The organism is Ruegeria sp. HKCCD7303, from assembly GCF_013111185.1.
Lineage (GTDB): Bacteria > Pseudomonadota > Alphaproteobacteria > Rhodobacterales > Rhodobacteraceae > Ruegeria.
In genome coordinates, this window is record NZ_WVRE01000012.1 from 65,195 (window position 1) to 86,922 (window position 21,728).

The 21,728-nt window shown below is 54.2% G+C and carries 15 protein-coding genes and 1 tRNA gene; 5 read left to right on the plus strand and 11 right to left on the minus strand.

Annotated features, from left to right (window positions below; translation table 11 throughout):
• The 3 genes from GS630_RS21040 to GS630_RS21050 form a co-directional block, all read right to left on the minus strand.
• Entirely contained in the window at nucleotides 1-6,453 is a 6,453-nt protein-coding gene (locus GS630_RS21040; RefSeq protein WP_171712229.1) for a GAF domain-containing protein, read from the minus strand.
• Between the two features lie 233 nt (nucleotides 6,454-6,686).
• Nucleotides 6,687-7,907, minus strand: a complete 1,221-nt coding sequence (gltS, locus tag GS630_RS21045) for a sodium/glutamate symporter (protein WP_171181927.1) — start codon at nucleotides 7,905-7,907, stop codon at nucleotides 6,687-6,689.
• On the minus strand, nucleotides 7,894-8,451 hold the full coding sequence (locus GS630_RS21050) for a hypothetical protein (protein ID WP_171621189.1): 558 nt from the start codon (nucleotides 8,449-8,451) through the stop codon (nucleotides 7,894-7,896). The genes gltS and GS630_RS21050 overlap by 14 nt, the downstream gene beginning before the upstream one ends.
• 571 nt (nucleotides 8,452-9,022) lie before the next feature.
• Here GS630_RS21050 and GS630_RS21055 point away from each other — a divergent pair.
• Complete coding sequence (locus GS630_RS21055; RefSeq protein WP_371809116.1) at nucleotides 9,023-9,580, plus strand: CHAP domain-containing protein; 558 nt, start codon at nucleotides 9,023-9,025, stop codon at nucleotides 9,578-9,580.
• A gap of 59 nt (nucleotides 9,581-9,639) precedes the next feature.
• Here GS630_RS21055 and GS630_RS21060 read toward each other — a convergent pair whose 3' ends face one another.
• On the minus strand, nucleotides 9,640-10,626 hold the full coding sequence (locus GS630_RS21060; protein ID WP_171181922.1) for a DMT family transporter: 987 nt from the start codon (nucleotides 10,624-10,626) through the stop codon (nucleotides 9,640-9,642).
• A gap of 258 nt (nucleotides 10,627-10,884) precedes the next feature.
• Between GS630_RS21060 and GS630_RS21065 the strand changes: the two genes are divergently transcribed.
• Nucleotides 10,885-12,231, plus strand: coding sequence for a serine hydrolase (locus GS630_RS21065; RefSeq protein WP_171621188.1), 1,347 nt, complete (start codon nucleotides 10,885-10,887; stop codon nucleotides 12,229-12,231).
• A 179-nt stretch (nucleotides 12,232-12,410) separates the two neighbouring features.
• Complete coding sequence (locus GS630_RS21070) at nucleotides 12,411-15,200, plus strand: bifunctional aconitate hydratase 2/2-methylisocitrate dehydratase (RefSeq protein WP_171621187.1); 2,790 nt, start codon at nucleotides 12,411-12,413, stop codon at nucleotides 15,198-15,200.
• Nucleotides 15,201-15,307: 107 nt separating this feature from the next.
• Here the strand turns inward: GS630_RS21070 and GS630_RS21075 are convergent, their stop codons facing one another.
• Nucleotides 15,308-15,766, minus strand: coding sequence for an Lrp/AsnC family transcriptional regulator (locus GS630_RS21075; RefSeq protein WP_171096703.1), 459 nt, complete (start codon nucleotides 15,764-15,766; stop codon nucleotides 15,308-15,310).
• Between the two features lie 95 nt (nucleotides 15,767-15,861).
• Between GS630_RS21075 and GS630_RS21080 the strand changes: the two genes are divergently transcribed.
• On the plus strand, nucleotides 15,862-16,686 hold the full coding sequence (locus GS630_RS21080; protein WP_256368709.1) for a phenylalanine 4-monooxygenase: 825 nt from the start codon (nucleotides 15,862-15,864) through the stop codon (nucleotides 16,684-16,686).
• Nucleotides 16,687-16,701: 15 nt separating this feature from the next.
• Here the strand turns inward: GS630_RS21080 and GS630_RS21085 are convergent, their stop codons facing one another.
• From GS630_RS21085 to GS630_RS21105, 5 genes are all read right to left on the minus strand, one after another.
• A complete protein-coding gene (locus tag GS630_RS21085) occupies nucleotides 16,702-17,223 on the minus strand; it encodes a GNAT family N-acetyltransferase (RefSeq protein WP_171181913.1) in 522 nt (173 codons plus the stop codon).
• Nucleotides 17,220-17,774 carry a helix-turn-helix domain-containing protein gene (locus GS630_RS21090; protein ID WP_171181911.1) on the minus strand — a complete coding sequence of 185 codons (555 nt, stop codon included), beginning with the start codon at nucleotides 17,772-17,774 and terminating at the stop codon, nucleotides 17,220-17,222. Before GS630_RS21090 ends, GS630_RS21085 begins: the two co-directional genes overlap by 4 nt.
• A 116-nt stretch (nucleotides 17,775-17,890) precedes the next feature.
• Nucleotides 17,891-18,907: a Fe(3+) ABC transporter substrate-binding protein gene (locus GS630_RS21095; RefSeq protein ID WP_171181909.1), complete on the minus strand. Its 1,017-nt coding sequence runs from the start codon at nucleotides 18,905-18,907 to the stop codon at nucleotides 17,891-17,893.
• A 226-nt stretch (nucleotides 18,908-19,133) separates the two neighbouring features.
• The gene (gene ykgO / locus GS630_RS21100) at nucleotides 19,134-19,259 is read right to left on the minus strand and encodes a type B 50S ribosomal protein L36 (protein ID WP_008755722.1); all 126 of its coding nucleotides are present in this window, start codon (nucleotides 19,257-19,259) and stop codon (nucleotides 19,134-19,136) included.
• Nucleotides 19,260-19,349: 90 nt separating this feature from the next.
• A tRNA-Val gene (locus GS630_RS21105) sits at nucleotides 19,350-19,424 on the minus strand.
• Between the two features lie 148 nt (nucleotides 19,425-19,572).
• Between GS630_RS21105 and GS630_RS21110 the strand changes: the two genes are divergently transcribed.
• Nucleotides 19,573-20,433, plus strand: a complete 861-nt coding sequence (locus GS630_RS21110; RefSeq protein WP_171181907.1) for an N-formylglutamate amidohydrolase — start codon at nucleotides 19,573-19,575, stop codon at nucleotides 20,431-20,433.
• Nucleotides 20,434-20,435: 2 nt separating this feature from the next.
• Here the strand turns inward: GS630_RS21110 and GS630_RS21115 are convergent, their stop codons facing one another.
• Nucleotides 20,436-21,689 carry a DNA polymerase IV gene (locus GS630_RS21115; RefSeq protein ID WP_171237859.1) on the minus strand — a complete coding sequence of 418 codons (1,254 nt, stop codon included), beginning with the start codon at nucleotides 21,687-21,689 and terminating at the stop codon, nucleotides 20,436-20,438.
• Between the last annotated feature and the right edge of the window lie 39 nt (nucleotides 21,690-21,728).

A 21,728-nucleotide genomic window follows, 5' to 3' on the forward strand; every position in this document is an offset into this window, starting at 1 on the left:
TCACCTTCTTGTTCTGGGGCAATTTAATAGGGCTTCGATGAGGACAGGCACGCGGATCGGTTTGGTGATATAGTCGTCCATCCCTGCTTCCAGACACATCTCACGGTCGCCCTGCATGGCGTTGGCGGTCATCGCGACTATGCGAGGACGGCTTCCATCCGGATGCGCTTTGTTGATACGGCGAGACGCTTCAAGCCCATCCATCTCGGGCATTTGCACATCCATGAAAACGACATCGTATGTCTGCCGGTTGACGCTTTCGACAGCCTCGGCACCGTTGCTGGCCAAATCAGCGCGATAGCCCATCTGTTCCAGCAGGCGGAGTGCAAGTTTCTGGTTCACCAAATTATCCTCTGCCAGCAAAATTCGCAGTGGATGGCGCGTTGCCATGTCCGGATCGGTTTGGGGTTTGTCCTGTGGTTTTGACGGCTTTACGCGCAGCTTTTCAGTCGCGAACAGTGTGACCAGGGTATCGAACAGGTGGGATTGGCGCAAAGGTTTGGCAAGGTTGGCAGCAAAGAGCCCATCCTCCAAATCTATTTCGCGCGGGCCAAGTGAACTGAAAAGGATTAGTGGCAACCCAGGCTTCTTGGCGCGTATATGTTTGGCAAGCTCTACCCCATCCATTTCAGGCATATGCATGTCTAGAACTGCTAAATCGAACTCGATGCCTTCTCCAAGTATACTCAGCGCTTCTGACGGAGTTTCACTCGTCGTGGTCCGGGTGCCCCATTTCTCGGTTTGAAGAGACAGGATTTTGCGATTGGTGGCATTATCGTCGACCATCAAAATGCGTTTGCCTTCAAGTTCAGGCTGAGGGCCGACAAGATTGCGGGAGGACGGCTTAACTGGTTTTGCAGGTTTTGCCTGAATCTTGAAAACAAAGGTGGAACCGTTTCCCTCTCCTTCGCTTTCAGCCCACATGGCCCCTCCCATAAGTTCGGCGAGGCGTTTCGAGATCGCAAGACCCAGACCAGTGCCGCCATATTTGCGGGTCGTTGAACTGTCTGCCTGGCTGAAAGACTGAAATAGGCGGCTCATACCCTTTTTAGATAGGCCGATACCTGTGTCTCGGACTCTAAACGTCAGCTCCAGTGATCCGTTTACCTCGGCAGATTGCTCAACTGACAGAACCACTTCTCCGCTTTCGGTGAATTTCACAGCGTTAGAGAGAAGATTCAGCAAAATTTGCCGCAATCTGGTCAGGTCCGCGCTGATCGCCTGGGGGAGTGAGTCATCGAACTCATAGGCCAAATCGAGTTGTTTCTCGGCAGCCTTGCCGCTGACTAAATCGAGCGCGCTTTCTATACATTCGCGCAGGTCGAACGGATGGTTCTCGATATCCATCTGTCCAGCTTCAATTTTCGAAAAATCGAGGATTTCGTTAATGATACCCAAAAGCGCATCGCCACTATCGCGGATCGTATTCGCATAGTCACTTTGCTCGGCATCCAGCTCTGTGTCCATCAACAGCCCGCTCATCCCGATTACGGCATTCATGGGAGTTCGAATTTCGTGGGACATTGTCGCCAAGAAAGCACTTTTTGCTTCGTTTGCTTCCTCTGCGGCCTTTCGCGCCTCTTCGGCCTCACGGAATAGGCGCACGTTCTCGATGGCAATTACCGCCTGATCCGCAAACGAGTACGCGAGGTCGATTTCATCTTTGGTGAAAGCCCCGGCTGTTTTCCGAGCGAACACCAACACGCCCAGACACGCTTTGCCTTTCATCAGGGGCAGCAACAAAGCGGCGCGAACGCCATGCCGATCATACGTAATCTGTTCGAATGGCGAGAGCTCGATCGTGTCCCAATCGGGCAGATGAAGCATCTTCTTGTGATGAAGAACCTGAGCAGGAAAGCTGGACATCGGATCCGGGTCGATCGGAAAACTTTGGTTGCCTTCAAGGGTGGCAACTCCTTCTGCACTGACCCTTGCGAGAACTTCGAACGTATTATCTTGCGCTGTCATGGCGGCTACCATGTCACAGGAAACCAGCCGTACGCCCGCCTCTGCAATGGCCTCGAAGACAGGTTTGATGTCGTCAGGAGATTGGCTGATCACCCGTAGAATGTCCGCACTCGCAGTCTGACGCGCCAAAGAAGCTTGAGTCTCGTTAAACAAGCGCACGTTTTCCAGCGCGATGATGGCCTGATCTGCAAAAGACTCGGCAATCGACACTTCGTCGTCCGTAAAAACCTTTGACGTCTTTCGAATAAATACCAAGTTGCCGAAACAGTCTTTCCCGCGCATCAAGGGCACCATCAAAGACGATTTAAATCCCTTTTCGCGAAAGATTTTTTTGTCGCGCCGCGGTAATTCGTCGTAGCGCCACTTTGGCATGTGTAGCGTCTTACCACTTTTGATCGACCAGGAAGGTAAATTGTCCTCGGGATCAATCGGAAGCCGATCCGTCCACTTGACTTCTTCCACACCTTGAGGAGTTGCGACAGCGACTTGCCAAATCTCAGTTCTATTGGCTTGAATGGCAATAGCCAGGTCGCAGTCTATCAGCGTCGTTGCCAGTCCGACAATCTTCTCGAATACTGGTTTGGTATCGGTTGGGGATTCAGAAATAGCTCTGAGAACGTCCGCACTTGCTGTTTGGCGGGCAAGTGCAGTTTGTGTGTCATTGAAAAGCTGCGAGTTCCGAATGGCGATAATCGCTTGCGAAGCAAAAGTTTCCATCTGCTTGATTTGCTTCTCGTCAAAAGCTGCGGGGGTTCTGCTCCCCATGCTGATGACACCAATTGTGTCGCCGTCACGTATCAACGGTACCGAAAGAACGGATCGATAACCGTCGAGGTTCGACTTCAGAACTGGATCATAATTGGGATCGGCCTGAGTATCTTCGACGTAATCGGCATGCCCATACAACAGCGCCCGTGCAGTTGCAGATGTTTCCCCCGGTTCAAATGGGTGCATTTTGATAAAGTCGGTGAATGCGTCTGACACGTTGTGGCCAGCAAAGAAATGGTACTTGCCATCTTCAGGTTTCTTCAGCGCCACAAAAGCATCTTGAAGGCGGCAAATACGGGACGAAACGGCAAGCAACGCTTCCAATACCGGCTCTAAGGCGTCCGGAGATCGGGAAATAACTTCGAGTACTTCACTCGTGGCCTTTTGATACTCCAGCGATTCTTCAACTTCTGCCGTGCGCCTTTGCACTTCCTCGAAGAGCTGCGTGTTGTTGATAGCAATCAGGGCCTGGGACGCGAATGTTTCCAGAAGGTTGATCTGTTTGCCGCTAAATGCCGACGCCTGCCTGTGTGCCATAACAATAACACCAAGCGTGCGACCATTTTTGACAAGTGGGACCCCCAATGTAGTAAGGTAATCTCCTATCTCCGCGGCTTCTTTCCACGTGTAAGAGGCATCGTTCCGAGTATCCTCGATATAGACCGTTTCTCCATGCAACGCGGTTCGCCCTATACATGAACCTTCGTCAGGAGCTATTGGGTTGTTTGACAAGAAATCCAGGAACGCGTCGCTTACATTATGGGACACAACCACGCGATAAAGCCCATCGTCGGCATCTCGCATGGCAAAGAACGCATACTCTGGCGAGCAGATGCGCGACGATACCTCCAGGATTGCATCCAACACAGGCGGTAGATCGTTGGGTGACCGGGAGATGACATCAAGCACCTCAGATGTGGCTGTCTGGTACTTCAGTGTCTCTTCAACTTCGGCTGTACGGGCCTGAACTTCTTCGAACAGCTGAGTATTGTTGATCGCGATTACGGCCTGAGCCGCAAAAGTTTCTAAAAGGGCGATTTGCTTTGCATCAAACGGTGCGACTTTGTCGTGGCACAGGACTATCACTCCGACCACAGCTTTGCCCTTGATCAGCGGTACGCCCAGGAGCGAACGGTAATTCCCGATGCGCGCGGCCTCTTTCCATTTGTACTCGTCCGCCTCGGTATCCTTGTAATAGACTGTTTCGCCTCGTGCAGCTGTTTGACCAATGCCGCTCCCGTGTCCTGCTGGCACCGGGTTAGCTTTCATGAATTTCATGAATTCGCTGTCAAAATCGAGCATGATGTCAGTGTGATAAAGGCCGTCTTCGGGATTCAGGAACGAAATAGCGGCATATTTTGGTTCGCAGATTCGGCTTGCGACCCTCAGGATTTCTTCGAGCACCGGTCTCAGCTCGTCTGGAGATCGCGAGATGACCGACAACACGTCAGAGGTGGCGGTCTGGTATTCCAAGGCTTGCGTTACTTCGGCTGTCCGATCCTGCACTTCCCGGAACTGGCGGACGTTTTCCATTGCGATTACGGCTTGAGCTGCAAAGGTTTGGACCAGAGCCACATCGTCGTCTGAGAAAGGCGCAACTTCACGACGATAGAGCACGATCACCCCGAGACCGGTACCATTCTTCATCAACGGAACCGCCAGAACCGAGCGGGCTCCTTCAATCTCAACCATCTGAACCCGTTTTGGGTCACGATCCCTAAAGTAAAGAGGATCGTCCGCGATGTCGTCCTGGCGAATGACCTCGCCATCGATCATTGGTTTGATCGCAATTAATTCAGTGCGCGTTAGCGGCTCTACAAAGTTTTTGAGCGCTTCGTCAAAATCGGTTCTTGCGCCAATATTGGCCGGGATCGTTGCGAGACCGCGTTCGTGATCAGCGACACATAAAAAGGCCAACGGCGCTTTGCACAAACGGCTGGAGTTTTCGAGAATGCTTTGGAATACAGGTCTTTCGTCATCGCGGCTGCGGCTTATGACTTCGAGGATTTCTCGCGATGCTTTTTCGCGCTCTAGCCGTTCCTGAACCTCTCGAAATTGGCGCGTATTTTCTATCGCTATGACTGCGTGTTTGGCGAACTCTTCGATGAATTGCACGTCGGGATCAGAAAACGGGCGGACCTCGCGGCGGCTAACCGCAATAGCACCGATCGCCTGTTCCCCCTGCATCAAGGGCACAACAACCCGTGACCTGATGCCTTCGATTTCGACCATTGTAACAGCCGTAGGATCACCCGAGCGGTAGAACTCGGTGTCGGCGATGTCCTCGACACGTACAACCTTGCAATTTCGTATCGCCGCCGCTGCCGTGACCGAACCATCAAGAGGCCACTCCTCTCCTAATTCAACGTCGGTTCTATCGTGCCCCCATGCACCGGCCAATTGAATATGGGTTCCCGCAGCGTTGACCAAAACTAGCGCCGCCTGATCCGCGTCACAGATTTCCGTGGCCTGCTGAAGCACGGCTTCAAAAACTCGTGCGTCATTGTCACGGCTTTTGCTGATGACACTCAGTACCTCCTGCGTCGCCGTTTGCCGTTCTAATTGTGAGCGCAGCTCCTTCATTTGGCGGGTATTGTCGATTGCGATCACAGCCTGCGCCGCAAAGCCCTCGACCAAAGAAATCTCGCTGTCTGTAAAGGGCCGCACTTCCCGACGGTAAATCCCGATGACGCCTACAGGATCACCATCCGCAGACATCAAAGGAACCGTCAGAAACGATCGGACGCCTTCTTCATCAACCAATTGGCGGCGCCAACGATCCCCGTTGATGTAGTGGTCTGTCTGGCGCAAATCGACATTGTGAATGACCCGCGCTTCCCGCACGGCTTCGGCAATCTGTAAATTCGAATCCAAAGACCAACGATCCACGCCGACTTTATATGTGGCCAATTGATCGCCAAAATGGGCCGCATATTCCAGATGGGTTCCCGCCTCATTTACGAGGCTCAATGTAGCTACGTCCGTTTCGCAAAGCCGGGCCGTATTTTCCAAGATCGTCTGAAATACCGGTGCTTCATCATCCCGAGACCGGGTGATCGTCTCCAAAACGTCGCGCGTGGCACCTTCGCGAGCCAATTGGGCCTGCAACTCGCTGAACTGGCGAACATTTTCTATCGCGATGACCGCCTGAGCGGCGAAAGTTTCAACCAGCTGCACCTGATCGTCAGAGTATGGTCTCACTTCGTTCCGTGCCAGCATCAGGCAACCGATTGCGCTGCCACCTACCTTTAACGGGACAAACAGATTGCTCCGGCACCCATGCGTGTCGACAATGAGCTTAAAGCGCTCATCTCCTGATCTATGGAAATCGGTGTCGCCCATGTCGACAACGCGTCTGGTCTCACCGCTGAGAATAGTGTCAGTTACGATCGAGTTGCCCGGCTCCATCGTATACTTGCCGTCGCGCCAGAGCTGTTGGATATCCGGGTGTAGATTGACGCTGGCAACCAGTTTCTGACGCGCATCCCCTTCGCGTCCAAGAACCAGACCAGCAAAAAAGGCATCACAGAGATCTTTTGCCAGTGTTACAATCAGGTCGCATACCGGCTGTACATCATCCTTGGTCTCGGAGATCGCTTGCATAACCCGTGCGGTTGCTTCGAACCGCGCCTGCTGATCATCCGCGCTGAGCCCCACACTGTGCGCAGATGACGACGCTGAACTTCCGGCTTCTTCCGATGTCCTCTTCCCATCCACCTGCGTTCGAGCTCCCGCGCAAACCAATGAAACACACAAGATCGCAGTTTAAAGGGCATACGATAGAAGTCACAGAGTTTCTTTGTGGACAGAATTCAACGCGCTTAAGCCGATGGTTGGTCATCTGGCAATCCAAGCAGCTCTGGTCTGGGGTAACTGGCTGGACGTTCTGAGAGGAAAACAGGCATTTGTTTGCAGAGCTTACTTCAAGCCCGTTGGCGCAACACAGTGCTCTACCCAAATCCAAGGAACCACTGAATGATGAACGCGTTGGCCAAATCCACAAAAAACGCTGAGACTAACGGCAACACTATGAACGCGACTGGCGAAGGACCATAGCGTTGTGTGACCGCAGTCATGTTTGCGATGGCGGTTGGCGTTGCGCCCAAAGAGAAACCAGCGAACCCTGCCGATATCACAGCTGCGAAATAGTTTTTCCCCATCAGACGGAAGACGATGAAAATGATGAACGCTACAGCCGCAATGGATTGCAAGAGCATGGTTGTGATCAGCACGCCAGCGCTGCTGGCAAGGGTCCATAACTCCATGCTCATCAGCGACATTGCCAAGAACACGGACAGGCTGAATTCGGAAATCACGTTCATCGCAGGGGTTCGCGCCGGCCATGAGAGCTTTGGAAGCAGCGGCGGCAACAAGTTCGATAGCAGGATACCAGTTAAAAGGCAGGGTACGAATAAAGGCAGTTTGATCCCCGCCGCCTCAAGTGCTTCGAAGGCTGAATATCCAATTCCAATGGCGACGTGAATCCAGAGCACGCAATTCATCAGGTCAACATGGGTCAGGGTCGATGGTTGGTCGGTGGCTGGTTCCGCAACCGTCGCGACCTCCTCTTCAACGTCCGGGGCACTTGTCAGATCGTTCTTTTGGATGAGAAATCGGGCGATGGGACCGCCCAGAACGCTGGCTAAAATCAGACCAACTGTGGCAGTGGCTATTCCCAGTTCTGAAGCGCCAGTGACTTGATAGCTGTTTTCTATGGTTGGGCCCCAGGCAATGGCTGTGCCGTGACCACCAATCAAAGATGCGGTGCCCAACAGCACACCTGCTTGTGACGGCAAACCGAACACGAGCGCACCAACCATGCCAACCACATTCTGCACGAGCATAAAGGCAATCGTGAGCCCTAGCATGAGCACAAGAAGGGGCCCACCTTTGAGCAGGTCAGCGAAACGGGCGTTGAGACCAACTGTTGTGAAAAAGTAGACCAGCAAGAAATCTCTGGCGCTTAGTTCGTAACTTATCGCCCGGCCCGTGGCCAAAACTACAAGCAGAGCCAGAACGGCGGCCAAGAGGCCTCCGCTGACGGGTTCTGGGATGCTGTACTTGGACAGGACGGCATAGCGACGGGTCAGCCGTGCACCGAGGAAATAGACCAATATCCCAATTGTAACGGCGCCAAAGCTGTCGATTTCTATAGGATCAAGCAATTCCATTGTGTTTTGTGCCCTCGTCCACGCAAGTCAATTTGGTCAGTTGTGTCAGGATTGGTTTGGAACCTTTGAAGTCATCTAGTAATGCGTTGGGATCGCTTACGTTTACCAACGTATTGTCGGCAGACCAACTACTCCCGGCAACTCTTGCAGCAATCTCTGAAAACAAGCAGGCAAAAAACGCCACTAATTGCACCGGAACGAAAGGTGTCTCGAAACACCGTTTCTCAGACATAACGGCGGGTCTGCCATAGATGTTCAGGTGGTGCTCAGTTGAACCGGAATGCTCAGTCGCGGCAATTTCGAATGGCGTTAGAAAAGCGCCAAGCTTCCCCGGTAGATCAATGTCGTTTGTGGCGGCTTCCACCTCTTCAAACAGATGATACGTAACTATTGGGAGGCTATGTGCTTCGGGCTCATCGCACGAGGATCGAGAAATTCCCAAGCGTGTTAGCAATTCATCGGCGTCCGGACAGGCAGTATTCAACGTGCTCAAGAACGGTCGCGCTGACGACAACCGGATCAAGGGCTGCGCAGGGCCACTCATGTTCGACCCTCAGAATGTGCAAGGTTCATTATTCACCTCGTAGCTATTTTTTGGAACCAAAACAGGATTCCGGGATCTGAAAATTTACGCCAAAAGACGCAACTCGGTGACCGAAACTATCATGCATTGCTAATATTCTGATGTCTAAATGTTTTAAGGTCATTCGTTCGTCGGCCCCGGAAAACATTGTCCAGCTGCACTAAAGGCCGGTTGTTCACTAGCAATCAAATTGGACCCCTCGTGTGGGGTTGATCACGCGTAAATCGACACCGAAATGGTGAATGCTCAAACTTGTGGGCCAGATTCAAAGGCTTTCTGCAAGGAAGTCAGTGGTGCCATACAGCGTTATGAGCATACCTGCATTGGGTTGTAGATTTGCGATGTGTTTTGCACATACCCACAGAACGGCGACGTCCGGGGTGAGCCGCCAACAGTCGGACATATGTGTAACTCCAGTGCAAAAGTGTAATGGGAAACCGGCGAATTTCTGCCGGAGCTTAACAGGGCTCTTTTCATAAGGCGCATTATCGCCTTAAAACTTCTTCACCACTCAAACCTACACCGAAGTTTCTTGCTAAACAGGACCAGCAAAACGACGACTTGGCCGCTGCTGACCGGCACATCCCGCGCTGTGATTGCGATGGGGTTGTTTACGTTTGTCTCGGCCTGCGCGCAAAGCCCGAGCGACGCGGATCTCGATCCGGAACGTCAGCTAGTGGCGCTTCAAGAGGTCTCGAAAAAACACGCTCGGGGGCAAAGAGTTTGGTGTGTGCCCTACGCACGTACCCTGAGCGGAATCGAAATCCGAGGTAATGCAAAGGATTGGTGGGGGAAAGCACGCAATAGTTTTGCACGAGGCAATGAGCCGGTTGTTGGTGCGGTTATGTCCTTTCGAGCAACGCGCGGTATGCCACTTGGCCATGTGGCCGTGGTGTCTGACATTGTCACCGAACGGGAAGTCATCGTGAATCACGCCAATTGGCACCGTAACAAGGTATCCTTGAAAATGGGCGTCAGGGATGTGTCAAAAAACAACGACTGGACGATGGTCCGGGTCGAAAGCCAGCCGGGCCAGTACGGTAGTTTCTACCCGGTGAATGGGTTTATTTATCCTGGCGGGGCCGAGTAAGCCAATCCGATTTCGCGTCGCGGCCATGTGCGACCCGGCCGATCAACCAGCTTGGGCCGTTAATAGCGGCGGTGCACGCGCTTTTGTGAAACCACGTTTCTTTTCTTTTGGCGCTCACGCAAGAAGACAAACAATCCCGATCCCAAGATCAGCGTGATACCAATTGCGACCGGCAGGTTTGGCAATTCGCCCCAGATTGCCCATCCCCAAAAAATCGCCATTGGAAGGCCGACATATTCAAATGGAGCCACCGTGGCAGCATCTGCCAAACGGTAAGCCTGGCCCAGGCAATAGCCGATGATCGCGGAATTAAACCCAAGCCCGACAAACAACCACCGATCGGTACCTTCTGGCCAGACCCAGGCTCGAAGTAGAAAAACCAGGCTTTCGTTCTCGAACGCTGAGGCGAAACGTCCATCTCCCGCCACCGACCAGAATAACAAGCTGACGACGATGAAACACGTTTGAATGTAGACAGCCATAGCCGAGGCTTTGGATTTTGCGCCAAGTAAGCGGGTAAGCACGTTGTTAAGCGCGTAGGTAAAAGCCGCGACAACCGGAAGGGCGTACATCACCAGGCCAACGTCACGTGTGCCACCGGCCTCCCACGGGCGAGTCATTATTATAACGCCTACGAAACCTACAATTACGGCACCAATTCGCATGGGGCCAACTTTTTCCCCGAGTAATGGGATGCTGAGCAGCGTTATCATCAAGGGCGCGACAAAGAACACCGCAGTCGCTTCGGCCAGAGGCATAACAGCCAAGGCTGTAAAGAACGTCAGATTGGCAACGACGATGAGCGCTCCTCGCAAAAGGTGGAGCCCCGGCTGATCTGTTTTCAAGATTTTCCAACCGCCTTCCATCTGCACCAGGGCCAAACTGAACCCGATTCCGATCAGCGATCTCGTGAAGACCATTTGATGCAAAGGGTAACCACCCGACAGAAACTTGATCACCATGTCGTTGACAGAAATTGCCAAAATTCCGATCAGAATGAAAACAATACCAGCTGTCGGGTTTTGCAACTTTTGGCCTTCGGTCATGGAGCGTCCTTTCAAATGGCCACTAACACGGGCCATCTAACGGGTCACGTCACTTTGCGACCCTCTGTGGTCGTAGCTCGCATTCCATGCAGTGTTGGTGCCAGTTTGGGTTTGGGAGAGTGCGCCAGATCAAAACAGGTATTTCGTTTCAAGCCTGGCCCGATGACATCAGGTTTATACGTAACGGAAGTCTAGAAACCGTTGCTCGGTTGCCTCTAACGTCGCGTGGCAGGAAGACAATATGGGCGGCACTGTCGGATGTTCGGGAAAATAGTGAAAACACTTGGCGTTTTGACGTTTGTGGGTGGAGCAGGCTTGATTGGGTACCTGCTTGTCGCGCCACCGGATCTGTTGAAGGTTGGCACAAATTACTCTGCCAAAATCGTCTGTTCGAACGTTTTCATTGCCGGACGAGACCCTGATGAGGTGCTGGCCGTTGATGTGCAGGCACCGGGGCATCCGCTGCTCAAGCAGGTCTCGATCGACGTTGATCAAGAGGCGCAATCGGTGCAAGCGCGGCTGTTTCGGTTCTTTGCCCCGGCGACATCGCAGTTCCGCGAAGGGCTGGGCTGCACCAATGTTCATGATGCGGCCCTGAGTGATCAGTCGTTGGTTCCCCCCAATCGCCCCGCACAAGGCCTTTGGCCAGCAGGCGATGAAGTTGCGCTGTCGCAGGACCCGCAGATTCAAAGCATCATGTCTGATGAGGCTTTGCTTGGCGAAGGATACCGCGCTGTCGTGGTAGTTCGAAATGGGCGCATTGTGACCGAGGCGTATGCCGATGGGTTCGATGCGCAAACCCCACTGCTGGGTTGGTCCATGACCAAAACGATAACGGCTGGATTGATCGGCACTTTAGTTGAAACCGGTCGGATGAGCCTTGCGGACAATCTGGTCGACAGTTTTCCGGATTGGGCCGAGGATTCGCGCCGGGGCATTACTGTGGCCGATATGTTGTCCATGACTGGCGGCTTGCAATGGGACGAGGAATATGGCGACGTTTCGGACGTCACGCGGATGCTGTATCTCGGTAATGATATGGCTGCCTTTGCAGCGGAACGAGTGCCCGAAGCCAAACCCGGCACAGACTTCAATTATTCCTCGGGAACAACCACGGTTCTTTCGCGGGTGTGGCAAGATAAGCTGCCTGACGGTGGGCTGACATATCCGCAAACGGCTCTGTTTGCGCCACTGGGTATGGCCTCGGCGATCCTTGAGACAGATGCCAACGATACGTTTATCGGGTCCAGCTATATGTATGCCACGGCCCGTGACTGGGCCCGGTTTGGTCAGCTTTTGTTGCAAAAGGGAGTTTGGGACGGCGCCCGGATCTTGCCCGAAGGTTTTGTGGACTGGATGGTCGAGCCTGTTGATGCCTCGGACGGGCGCTATGCCAAAGGGCACCTTTGGTTGGAAGCCCCCGGAGATTTTCCACCGTTCGAAGATGCCTATTGGCTGCAGGGGCACGATGGTCAGTTCATCGGCGTTTTCCCGTCGCATGACATGGTTGTTCTACGGATGGGGCTGACGCCATCCCGGTTTGGCTACTCTTCCTTGCCGTTGGCGCAGGCGTTGACTACAGCCTTTGGGGACGATTCGTCTTAACAGACCTCTTCATCCCGCGCTTGCGATGGTAACGACCTTGGCAGGCTGCAACCGGCTCAGGACACCGGGTCGCAGGTCTGGGGCTTGCATGTGGCGCAGTTTTAGTATACCGCCGCATACAAATTGAAAGTACCGGCCTTTTGACTGCCGGTACACCCAGCTAAATGGTCGGACCCGTCATGAGCCTCTATACTGATTACCTGAATGAAATCGAAACCCGCAAAGAGCAGGGCCTGAGCCCTAAACCCATCGATGACGGGGCTTTGGCGAAGGAAATCATTGATCAGATCCGTGATCCCCAGAACGACCATCGCGCAGACTCGCTGAACTATTTCATCTACAACACGCTGCCCGGCACAACCAGCGCGGCCGGCGAAAAGGCTAGCTTTCTGAAAGAGATCATTCTGGGCCAAGCTGACGTCGAAGAAATCTCGCAGGACTTTGCGTTCGAACTGCTGTCGCACATGAAAGGTGGCCCCTCGGTCGAGGTTCTTCTGGATCTTGCGCTGGGTGATGATGCTGCAATCGCAGGCAAGGCAGCCGAGGTATTGAAAACGCAGGTCTTCCTTTATGATGCGGACACAAACCGTCTGAAGGCCGCGCTTGAGGCCGGCAACACAATCGCGCGGGACATTCTGGAAAGCTACGCCAAGGCTGAGTTTTTTACCAAGCTGCCTGACATCGACGAAGAAATTGAAATCGTCACATATGTGGCTGCCGAGGGTGACATTTCTACGGACCTTCTGTCACCAGGCAACCAGGCGCATTCGCGTGCTGACCGCGAACTGCACGGCAAGTGCCTGATCTCGGAAAAGGCGCAGCAGGAAATCCAGGATCTAAAGCTTCAGCACCCCGGTAAACGTGTCATGCTGATCGCTGAAAAGGGGACCATGGGCGTTGGTTCTTCGCGTATGTCCGGCGTGAACAATGTGGCGTTGTGGACGGGTAAGCAGGCCAGCCCATATGTGCCCTTTGTCAATTTTGCCCCAATTGTTGCGGGTACAAACGGCATCTCTCCGATCTTCCTGACCACCGTCGGTGTGACCGGCGGTATCGGTCTTGACCTGAAAAACTGGGTCAAGAAGGTGGACGAAGACGGCAATGCGATCCTGAACAACGACGGCAACCCGATTCTGGAAGAAAAGTACTCGGTTGCCACAGGCACAGTTCTGAAGATCAACACCAAAAACCACAAGCTGCTGAGCGAGGATGGCGATGAGCTGGTTGACGTGTCCTCGTCCTTTACCCCGCAAAAAGTGGAATTCATGAAGGCTGGTGGCTCTTACGCCATTGTTTTTGGAAAGAAGCTGCAAACATTTGCGGCCGAAACGCTGGGCGTCGAAGCACCTTTGGTCTTTGCTCCGTCCAAAGAAATCAGCCATGAAGGTCAGGGCCTGACCGCTGTCGAGAAGATCTTTAACAAGAACGCGGTCGGCACAACGCCGGGCAAGACCCTGCACGCCGGATCGGACGTGCGCGTGAAGGTCAACATCGTTGGGTCGCAGGACACCACTGGCCTGATGACCATGCAAGAACTTGAGGCGATGGCCGCCACCGTGGTGTCACCGATTGTTGATGGGGCTTATCAGTCCGGCTGCCACACTGCGTCGGTCTGGGACGCCAAGGCGCAAGCCAACACGCCGCGTCTGATGAAGTTCATGAATGACTTCGGCCTTGTCACCGGTCGTGATCCGAAAGGCGTCTATCATTCGATGACCGACGTGATCCACAAGGTGCTGAACGACATCACCGTGGACGACTGGTCGGTCATTATCGGCGGTGACAGCCACACGCGTATGTCCAAAGGTGTGGCCTTTGGGGCCGACTCGGGCACCGTGGCGCTGGCACTGGCAACGGGTGAAGCATCGATGCCAGTCCCAGAATCGGTCAAGGTGACCTTCAAGGGCCAAATGGCGGATCACATGGATTTCCGCGACGTGGTTCACGCCACACAGGCGCAGATGTTAGAACAGCACGGAGATAACGTCTTCCAGGGCCGAGTGATCGAGGTTCATATCGGTACGCTGTTGGCGGACCAAGCGTTCACCTTCACCGACTGGACGGCCGAGATGAAGGCCAAGGCTTCGGTCTGTATCTCGAATGACGAGACCCTGATCGGTTCGCTGGAATTGGCCAAGTCACGCATCCAGATCATGATCGACAAAGGCATGGAGCATGAAAACGGCATGCTGCAAAAGCTGATCAACATTGCTGATGCGCGTATTGCTCAGATCAAGTCTGGTGAAAAACCGGCGCTGCAACCCGATGATAACGCAAAATACTTTGCCGAGGTTGTTGTGGATCTGGACCAGATCAACGAACCAATGATCGCTGACCCCGACGTGAATAACGCCGATGTCTCTAAGCGGTACACCCACGATACGATCCGCCCGATTTCATACTACAACGCTGAAAAGCATGTGGATCTGGGCTTTGTCGGCTCTTGCATGGTGCATAAGGGTGACATCAAGATCGTTGCCCAGATGTTGAAGAACCTAGAAAAGGAAACCGGTAAAGTCGAATTCAAGGCACCGCTGGTGGTCGCGGCCCCGACTTACAACATCATCGATGAGCTGAAGGAAGAAGGCGACTGGGAAGTGCTTGAAAAATACTCGGGCTTCGAGTTTGACGACCTGTTCCCAAAACAGAAGGCGCGCACCGAGTACGAGAATATCCTGTATCTCGAACGCCCCGGCTGTAACCTTTGCATGGGCAACCAGGAAAAAGCCGCCAAGGGTGACACTGTTCTGGCCACCTCGACCCGTCTGTTCCAGGGCCGCGTCGTGGCCGATGCACCCGACAAGAAAGGCGAAAGCCTGCTGGCCTCGACCCCGGTTGTGGTGTTGTCTGCCATTTTGGGTCGGACGCCCAATATCGACGAATACAAGACCGCTGTTGAAGGCATCGACCTGACTAAGTTCGCGCCTTCGGTTGAAAAACCAGCTGGCACGAAGTCGGCGCACTTCTAAACACGGTTTTTTGAAACCTAGCATGGATCGCCCGGGCGCCACTTCAGGTGACCGGGCGTTTTTTGTAGTGACGGCCATGACCGATTTCAAACGGACGCCCGTCGCCCCTATAGTATCGGTAAGGGTCCTCGGGTCTTGGTTTGCCGAAGAACAAAGTTGCTTCGGGTGTCGCGAACAAGACCAGATTTCAACAAACGTTGCATGATAAACACCTCCAGATCCTCGGGCGTCTTGGCGTAGACCTTTAGGATGAAATCATGATCCCCGGTGATCGAGGCGCATTCGACGATCTGCGGCTCTGTTTCGACCAGACGCAGAAAATCCGCGATGCTCTTTTCCTGGTGATCTTTGAGCGCGACATGGACATAGGCGATGGCATTCAGGCCAACGGCCTTAGCTGGTACCTGCGCGCGATAACCCGTGACCACTCCGCTTGCTTCAAGATCGCGTACTCGTCGCCAGCATTGCGAGGCTGACAAACCAGTCCGATCTGCCAGTTCCTGCATCGACAGACGTCCACTGATCTGAAGCTCTCGGAGAATATCTATATCAGCAGGATGAAGCATTTGTTTCACTTATTGTCACCAACCGGATTAATTGTTTCATTTTAGTGAAATAAATTCAGTTATCAAAACAAATCCACCGCGCCGGGCGCGGTATCCTGTATTTAAGCAGGAGGAAACGGATGCCCAAATCGACCAAGTACGTTGCCAAGGTCGCTGACGCGCGCGGCCGCATAGCCTATACCGACGAAGAAAACGCTGTCTGGGCCGATCTTTACGCAGCGCAGGCGGATAATGTGCAGCGCTATATGGCGCGCGAATACCTGGACGGGCTTGCCCGGCTGGACTTGCCCAAAACCAAGGTGCCGTGCTGCGCGGATATCTCGGATCGGTTGCTGGACCTGACGGGGTGGCGGGTGCAGCCAGTACCGGCGCTGATCGGTTTCAAGACTTTTTTCGGTATGCTGGCGGATCGCGTTTTTCCCGCAGCTTCGTTTATCCGGTCGCGCGAGGATTTCGACTATATCGAAGAACCGGATATCTTTCACGAGATCTTCGGTCACACCCCATTGCTGAGCGACCCGCGTTTTGCCGCGTTTAGCCACGCCATCGGGCAGGCAGGCCAGCAGGCGACAGATGCGGATTACGCTTGGCTGATCAGGTTGTACTGGTTTTCCATCGAGTTTGGTTTACGCCGCCAGGATGGCCAGATCAAAGCACTGGGATCGGGCTTAGCGTCTTCTCCGACCGAGCTGGTTTATGCCGTGAGCAGTGACATTCCAGATCGGGACCCGTTCGATATCCTAACCATCTTGCGAACACCGTACCGTATCGACATGCATCAGATGGGCTATTTTATTCTGGATGATCCCGAGGATTTGTTCGAAGCGGCCGAGCGCGACCTTCTGGCCGATATTCGGAACGCGCGTGGTTTGGGGCTGCTGCCCAACAAGTTTCCCGCAAAGGTCGCGGCAGCCGAGTAATCACGCAGTCCACCGTCAGGCGGACAGGTCTTTGTACATGTATGTCGTCGGCTCCAACCTGGGTTCGAACGGGTTTTGGCAATATTTTGGTATTTCCCCCACAATCTGAAACCCAAGGCTTTCGTACAGCAACCGAGAGGGATCGGTGCTGCGTGTGTCCAGCACCAAAGTCGAGCGGTGCAAGTCGCGCGCGCGTTGAAATAGGGTCTCCATCAAAGCGCGGCCATATCCGCGGCGCCTGGCGTTCGGATGAACCAAAAGCTTGGCCACATCGGCACGGTGGGGTTGGTTGGGCATTGCCGCTGGTATCAATTGCGCGGTGCCCACAACGCGTGGACCGTCATACGCTGCAAAGATTTCCAATGCACCTGCGTTCACGCCGGGCCGCACGTTTTGTTGCCAATAGTAGCGCGCGTCTTCTTGGGTGAACGGCAGGATAAAGCCAATACTGGCCCCGTCATGAACACAGGTGTGCAGAATCTCGGTCAGGTCATCCAGTGCCGCATCAAATTCGGATCCGGTTAAACGTGTGATCATACCAGCACCAGAAGATACCGGGCGCCCCGCGTTGTGCCTGTTTCGAACCGGGTCGGGCCAGACAGGTGATAACGCATACAATCCCCTGCGTTCAGGGTGTGTGGTGTTCCGTCGACCGTCAGCGTAAGCGCGCCGTCGACCAGAATGAGGTGATGCTCTTGCCCGGATTTGGGGGGCGTATCATAGGTGATGACCGTGTTCCGAGGCAGGTGGCCTTCCACCACTTCGGCGTTCAGACCATTCGCGGGGGGGGACACTGCACGGCGGGTGTAGCCTGTTTCAGGGTCGCTCCATTCGGCTTGGCGTTCAAACGGGATCTTGGGGTCAAAACTGTCCTCGACCATCATAAGCAGACGTGACATCGGCAAGTCGTAAGCCGCGCAGAGACGGCCAAGGTTTTCTGCCGTTGGGCTTACATCACCTTTTTCCATACGAGATAGGGTGGCGCGGCTTATGCCGCTGTGTTCAGACAACTGGTCCAGAGACCACCCGCGCCCGCGACGCAGCTCATTCAGTCGATTGGCAAGGCGATTTGAAAGGGTGTCGAGCATAGGCTTCTAGTAGAAAATTTCTCATATAAGAGAAAAGTTATACGAAATAAACAAAAAGTAAACAAAAAAGAGCGCGAGAATCTCGCGCCCTTCATGGGTATTAACGATTTGGGGGGTTACTTCCAGCCAACCTCGTTAAAGATCTTTTGCGCTTCGGGGATGTTCTTGGCAACCTCGGACAGGTTCACTTCGTCAGCCTTGAACTCACCAAGGGTGGCAACAGACTCGGCCAATTCGACGCTTGAAACGGCCGGGTATTCATCGTTCCCCGCAGAGAAGTACTGCTGCGCCTGATCGCTTGCCAAATATTCAAGGAACAGGACCGCGTTTTCCTTGTTCGGTGCATGCGCCGCAACGCCGCCGCCCGACAGGTTCATGTGCGCGCCATAGCTGTCCTGGTTGGGGAAAGCCCAGCCGATCATGTCGCGATCCGCCGAAAGACCTTTGACATCTTTGCGGACCGCGCGCGCAAAGTAATACGTGTTCGATACAGCGATGTCACATTCACCCGAAACGATGCCGCGTAGCTGGTCGGTGTCACCCCCCTGTGGATCACGTGCCATGTTGGCGACGATACCTTCTGCCCAGGCTTTGGCCGCATCCGCGCCTTCATGGGTAATGATCGATGCCAACAGGGTTTGGTTGTACGTGTTGGTCGAAGACCGGATGCAGATCAGACCCTTGTATTCCGGCTTGGCCAGATCGGCATAGGTGGCCGGTGGGTTGGTGACGTTTTCCTTGTTGTAGAAAATAATCCGACCACGCTGCGAAAAGCCGAACCACTGATTGTCACTGTCTTGCAGGTTACCAGGAATACGCTCTTCCAGAGTTGCGCTTTCGATCGACTGCAGGATACCAGCGTCCTTGGCGCGCGCCAGACGTGAGGTGTCAACGGTCAGCATGACGTCTGCGGGCGAGTTGGCGCCTTCTGCTTCCATCCGCGCGATCAGCTCGTCGGCCTTGCCTTCGATTCGGTTGATGGTGATGCCAGTGGCCTCTTCGAAATCGGTGTAGAGGCGCTCGTCAGTGTCATAGTGGCGCGATGAATACAGGTTCAGTTCACCTTCAGCGACAGCGGTGGTGGCAACCAATGCCGACAGGGCGGCAGCCAGGCAGGTTGTGGATTTCAGCATAGTGTACTCCAACAATTGAATTTCGTGTCGGAGATTAACCCGACTGTTTTGCTCAATTATACTATTTCACATTGGATGCAAGAAATTCCGACAGTTTTACTTGGTCAAAATGGTCGCAAGTCTGCTTTTCTCTAATTTTCAGGATTCTTTTCACGATAAAGGTGCCAAAAAAACAAAAAAAACCGCGCTCGAAGGCGCGGTTTCTGAAAACGATTTTTCGCAGTTCTTAGCCTTGGCGGGCTTTGAACTTGCGCTGCGTCTTGTTGATCACGTAGACGCGGCCTTTGCGACGCACAATACGGCAGTCACGGTGCCGGTTCTTGAGCGAGCGGAGCGAGTTCTTGACCTTCATGGGTCTGTCTCCAATCTGCGGCGCCTTCATCAAGGACGTGGCCAGCGCCTGGGTTAGCGGGTGCCCCGGAAACCCGGAACAGTGAAACGATGGTGGGCGGTACAAGGATCGAACTTGTGACCCCTTCGATGTCAACGAAGTGCTCTACCGCTGAGCTAACCGCCCACTTTCCCTTTGCGTGCCCAGCCCCATAACGAAATGGGGCGCGGATCACCGCGCCGGTAGCGGGGTCTATAAAAGGAGTCGTTCAGGGGTTCAAGGGGTTTGGAAGAACAATTTTCCAGTCTATGTTGATTACGAACATGGAGAAATCATGCAGAACGCAGCCTTTGTATTGGATATGCCCGAAAACCGCAGTTCATGCGTGGTTTTTTCGTCCCCTCATAGCGGGCGAGAGTATCCGGCGGCCTTTCTGAAGCGTTCGGTTCTGAATCAAAACGTGATTCGTTCATCCGAAGATGCCTTTGTGGATCAACTATTTGCGCCTGCTGCTGAATGCGGTGCGCCATTGATCAAAGCGGCCATGCCCCGCGCATATCTGGATTTGAATCGCAGCCTGGATGAACTTGACCCCGCCCTGATCAGCGGCGCGCGCCGGCATGGACATAATCCGCGGGTCGCTTCGGGGCTGGGGGTGATTCCCCGCGTCGTGGCCAATGGTCGGGCGATCTACAGCGGAAAGCTGACCATGGATGAGGCGCGGCTGCGTATCGACACCTACTGGCGCCCTTATCACGCGAGATTGAAGTCTTTGCTGAACGAATCGCATGAAAAGTTCGGTCAGGCGATTTTGGTGGATTGCCATTCTATGCCGCATGAGGCGGTTTCGATGGCCGGTACAGCCCGCAGCAAGCGGCCCGAAATCGTGCTGGGGGATCGGTTTGGCGCGTCGGCGTCTTCGGAAATTGTGGATCTGGTTGAATCGGCCTTTGTTTCGGCAGGTCTGAACGTGGCGCGCAATGCACCGTTTGCCGGGGCTTATGTCACTCAGACTTACGGACGTCCCGGTCGCCATCAGCATGCAATCCAGATCGAGATCGACCGCGCACTCTATATGGACGAAGAGAGGATCGCACCAAACTCCAATTTCATGGCGTTTGCGAAACTTCTGCGGCAGGTGGTGCGCGAGATTGCCAACATCGGAGCGGACTCGGTTCGTCTGGCGGCCGAATAACCTCAGCGCAGCGCGCGACCTTTCACAATGGCGTCTGAGCCGAACCTTTGGCGGATCTCGTCAGTTGCACGTTCAGCCTGCGATCTGCGGGATGCACCAGGATCAAGCAGATCACCCGACATATCAGCTTGATCAGCCGGGCACAGATCAGACAGGCCGCATCCCAAAAGCCGATAGGGTCCCTGATCACCCACCTGATCGAACAGCCCCTTTGCCGTGCGATAGATCCGGTCGGCAATCTGCGTCGCATCCCGAAGGGACACGCGTCTTGTCAGGGTTTTGTGATTGGCCTTCTTGAGCTTGAGCGTGACAACCCGCCCTGCAAGATCCTTGGCCTTGGCCCGGTCCGAGACTTTCAGGGCCATGCGCCACAGATGTCCGTCTAAAATTTCAGGGTTAGCTGTGTCTTCGAAAAATGTGGTCTCGTTGCTGATGGATTTCATAGGCTCATGGGCCGAGACACGCCGTTTGTCCTGTCCCCGGGCCAGATGCCACAGGCGATACCCCATCGCTCCAAAGCGCGCGGTGAGCGCCTCCTGATCCCACCGCAGCAAATCGTTGAAGCTTCGAATCCCGGCCCGTTCCAGCGACTCTTGCGCTGCGGGGCCAATACCCCAGATCAGCCGCACAGGTTTGTCGTTCAGAAAATCTGCCGTCTCGGCTTTGCCGATCACAGAGAAGCCGCGCGGCTTGTCGAGATCAGACGCGACCTTGGCGAGGAATTTGTTGTGGCTCAGCCCGATAGAGCCGGTCACGCCCAACTCTTCCTTCATTCGTTTGACCAGCCGCGCCAGCATGATCGCGGGGGGTACCCCGTGCAATCGCTCGGTGCCGGAAAGATCCATGAATGCCTCGTCCAGAGACAGCGGTTCCACGACCGGCGTCAATTCATCCATCATGGCGCGTATCTCGCGCGATACTTCGGCATACACAGACATGCGTGGTTTGATCACGACGGCTTCGGGGCAGAGTTGGATAGCCTTGAACATGGGCATCGCCGATCGGACGCCGCGTATGCGCGCCACATAACACGCCGTCGATACAACTCCCCGCTTCCCGCCACCTATGATGACGGGCTTGTCCGCAAGCTCGGGATTGTCACGCTTTTCCACTGATGCGTAGAAGGCGTCGCAATCCATATGCGCGATGGACAGGTCAAACAGTTCAGGGTGCGACTTGACCCTTGGGCTGCCGCAGGCTGCACAGCGACGTTCGTTCCTTGAAGGTGTCAGGCAATCTCGGCAAAGACCGGGCATCTGCGTCCTCATGCGCTCCGCAGTTGGCTTGGGGTTTCT